Raw genomic sequence first — 3,234 nt, 5'->3', positions numbered from 1 at the left:
CGGTTTATCTGCATCGTTATTCAGCCCATCGCTCCCTTGAGCTCAATGCGGGTCTTAAACACTTTTTCCGTTTCTGGCTGTGGCTGACCACGGCGCAGAACACCCGCGAGTGGACTGCCATCCACCGCAAGCATCACGCCAAATGCGAAACCGTCGACGACCCGCACAGCCCGGTGATCAAAGGCCTGTCCACGGTCTTGCGCAAAGGTGCCGAGCTGTACCGCGCCGAAGCGGAGAACCCCGAAACCCTGCGCATTTACGGCAAGAACTGCCCTGAAGACTGGATCGAACGCAACCTCTACAGCCGTTATCCGCTGCTGGGTGTGGCGATCATGGCCGTCATCGACCTGCTGCTGTTCGGCACTATCGGCATCACCGTCTGGGCCATCCAGATGATGTGGATCCCGGTCTGGGCCGCTGGCGTGGTCAATGGCCTGGGCCATGCCGTTGGCTACCGCAACTTCGAATGCCGTGATGCGGCGACCAATCTGGTGCCCTGGGGCATTCTGATCGGCGGTGAAGAACTGCATAACAACCATCACACCTACCCTAACTCGGCAAAACTGTCGGTGAAGAAATGGGAATTCGACCTTGGCTGGGCGTGGATCCAGGTCTTCAGCTTCCTGCGCCTGGCCAAGGTTCAGCGGGTTGCGCCGATCGCCCACCGTGTCGAAGGCAAAGGCAGCCTGGACATGGACACCGCCATGGCGATCCTCAACAACCGCTTCCAGATCATGGCCCAGTACCGCAAGCTGGTGATCGGTCCGCTGGTCAAGCAAGAGCTGGCAAAGGTCGACCATTCGGTTCGCCACCAATTCCATCGCGCCAAGCGCCTGCTCTCGCGAGAAACCAGCCTGCTGGATGACAAGCACCATGTGCGCATCCAGACCATGCTCGAGCACAGCCACGCACTGAAGGTAATTTACGAGAAACGCCTGGCCTTGCAGCAGATCTGGATCAAGACCAGCTCAAATGGCCACGACATGCTGGCGGCCATCAAGGACTGGGTCCACGAAGCCGAAGCCAGCGGTATTCAATCGCTGCGCGACTTCGCCCACCAGTTGAAAACCTACTCCCTACGCCCCGCCTGACCCTGTGGCGAGCGAGCTTGCTCGCGCTCGAATGCAGAGCATTCGCAATCCTGGCGACACGTTTTAACTGACAAAACGCAGTCGCCAGATTGGGGCGGTATACCGCCCAGCGGGAGCAAGCTCCCTCGCCACAAAAAACGGGAACTAAGCTTCAAATCCCCTATCTCAAAGAGCACTTCGCCACCCAGGCGGGCTTTGTTGTGGCCGCTGTCGAACTCGCGGCACGCCCTTTGAGATTTGTGCCGATGGTCAATAAGAATYCAGAAGACCTGTCCCTCCCACAGTGGCCCGAGGCCGCGCAAACCCTGATGGCCTTGATGCATGCCCAGGGCGAGGTCGCGCGTCTGAGCGAACGTGAGCAGTTGTTCAGTTCGCTGCTGGTCAGCGTCAATGCCGTGCTCTGGGCGTTCAACTGGGAAACACGTCAGGTGCTGTATGTCAGCCCGGCCTATGAACGTATTTTCGGTCGCTCCGCCGGCCTGTTGCTGGCTGACTATCACCAATGGCGCGACAGCGTTTACCCGGACGATCTGGACTATGCCGAACGCAGCCTGGCCCAGGTGCTCGAAAAAGGTGCCGTTGAAGACCGCGAGTATCGAATCATCGCTGCCGACGGCCAGATGCGCTGGCTCAGCGACAAGTGCTTCATCAATCGTCAGGCCGAACCCGGGCAACCGCTGATCGTGGTCGGCTTCGCCGAGGACATTACCGAAAAGAAGCAGTTGGAAACCGAGCTGCAACGCCTCGCCACCACCGATGTGCTGACCCAAAGCAGCAACCGCCGACACTTCTTCGAATGCGCCAGCCGCGAGTTTGAACAGGCCCGCCTGCAAGGTTCACCGCTGGCGTTTCTGTTGCTGGATATCGATGACTTCAAACTCATCAACGACACGTACGGCCATCAGCAAGGCGACCAGGTGCTGCAACAGCTCGCTGAATGCGGGCGCGCGGCATTGCGCCGTGGTGACCTGTTCGGGCRCATTGGCGGTGAAGAGTTTGCAGCGGTATTCCCCGGCTGCGCGCCAGAGATGGCGAGACAGGTCGCCGAGCGCCTGCAACGGGAAATCCAGCGTTTGAGTTTCAGCCATGACGGGCAGACGTTTGGCATCACCATCAGCCAGGGCCTGACCAGCCTCACGGCTGAAGATGCGACCGTCGACAGCCTGTACGCCCGCGCCGATGCCGCGATGTATCGAGCCAAACGCCAGGGCAAGAACCGAATAGTCTCCGGCTGAAGCAAAATCCAGAGTCAACACAGAACTAATGTGGGAAGGGCCGGGCGACGTTCGCTTGCTCGCGAAGCTTTTGGCGGTCTTGAAGTCCTCTTCGCGAGCAAGCCCGCTCCCACAGGGTTTGTGTCAGGTTTACTTTTTGCGCAGGCGCATCAATTCCGGCAGGCCGATTTTGAGCAGACGCGCCGTTCGGCTTTTGGCCAGTTCTTCAACGCCTTCATGCTCGGTCAGGCGAGCGAGTTGCGCCGCCAGGTTCATCACCAGCGCTTCACGGGAATACACCCCGCCACCGAGCTGATAGACCGCCGCAATCAGCTCTCGCAACTCCAACGGAAGCCGCCAGCGAGTACGCAACGCCGAACCATAGGCCGCGCCAAATTCAGCCAGTGCGTCGCCGACTTCTTCCAGTTCGTCCAGTTCGCCCCCCGCCTGTTTCCACTCCTGCAAGCAACGCAACAGCGCCAGATCGCCGAGACGATGGAGCATGCCGGCGCAATAGCAACGCTCCTGATCGAGATCAAGCAAGCGCGCCAGGCTCCGTCCGTATTCTGCGGTGTGCAGTGACAGCTCCCAGTAGCGCTCGGCGTAATCGGCCAGGCACGGATCACTCAGCTTCGCACTGCGCTTGAGGGCCAGGCCAACGATCAGGTTCATGCTTTGTCCGGTGCCCAGGCGGTTCAAGGCCTGGGACACGGTCTGCACGGTATCGCCAAGGTGCTGCGAGGCGCTGTTGGCGGCGGCGATCAGCACCGCAGTGATCTKCGGGTCTGTGCGCACTTCTTCTTCCAGCAGCTTCAGATCGAGGCCATCGGGATTCAGGCTGCGCTTGACCGCCAGTTGCACGTCCGTGAGCAACGGCGCGCCGTCCGCCAACTCACGCCGACGCTCAAGGAAGGTCGACAAGGTCATGC

3 protein-coding genes are annotated in these 3,234 nt (G+C 60.1%); 2 read left to right on the top strand and 1 reads right to left on the bottom strand.

Going from position 1 to position 3,234, the window contains the following annotated elements:
- Together desA and AC1DH9_RS25760 are read left to right on the top strand one after the other, a co-directional pair.
- Positions 1 to 1,091: delta-9 fatty acid desaturase DesA (gene desA, locus AC1DH9_RS25765; protein ID WP_477809037.1), on the top strand; the 1,091-nt coding region annotated here is incomplete at its 5' end.
- A gap of 245 nt (positions 1,092 to 1,336) precedes the next feature.
- Complete coding sequence (locus AC1DH9_RS25760; RefSeq protein WP_477809036.1) at positions 1,337 to 2,326, top strand: GGDEF domain-containing protein; 990 nt, start codon at positions 1,337 to 1,339, stop codon at positions 2,324 to 2,326.
- 129 nt (positions 2,327 to 2,455) lie between these two features.
- On the opposite strand, the gene AC1DH9_RS25755 is transcribed toward AC1DH9_RS25760, so the two are convergent.
- The coding region (locus tag AC1DH9_RS25755) for an HDOD domain-containing protein (protein WP_477809035.1) at positions 2,456 to 3,234 on the bottom strand (779 nt) is incomplete at its 5' end.

It is taken from the genome of Pseudomonas sp. 05T35, from assembly GCF_056396605.1.
The sequence above is the reverse complement of the archived record's forward strand: the minus strand, read 5'-3'. Positions and strand labels throughout refer to the sequence as shown.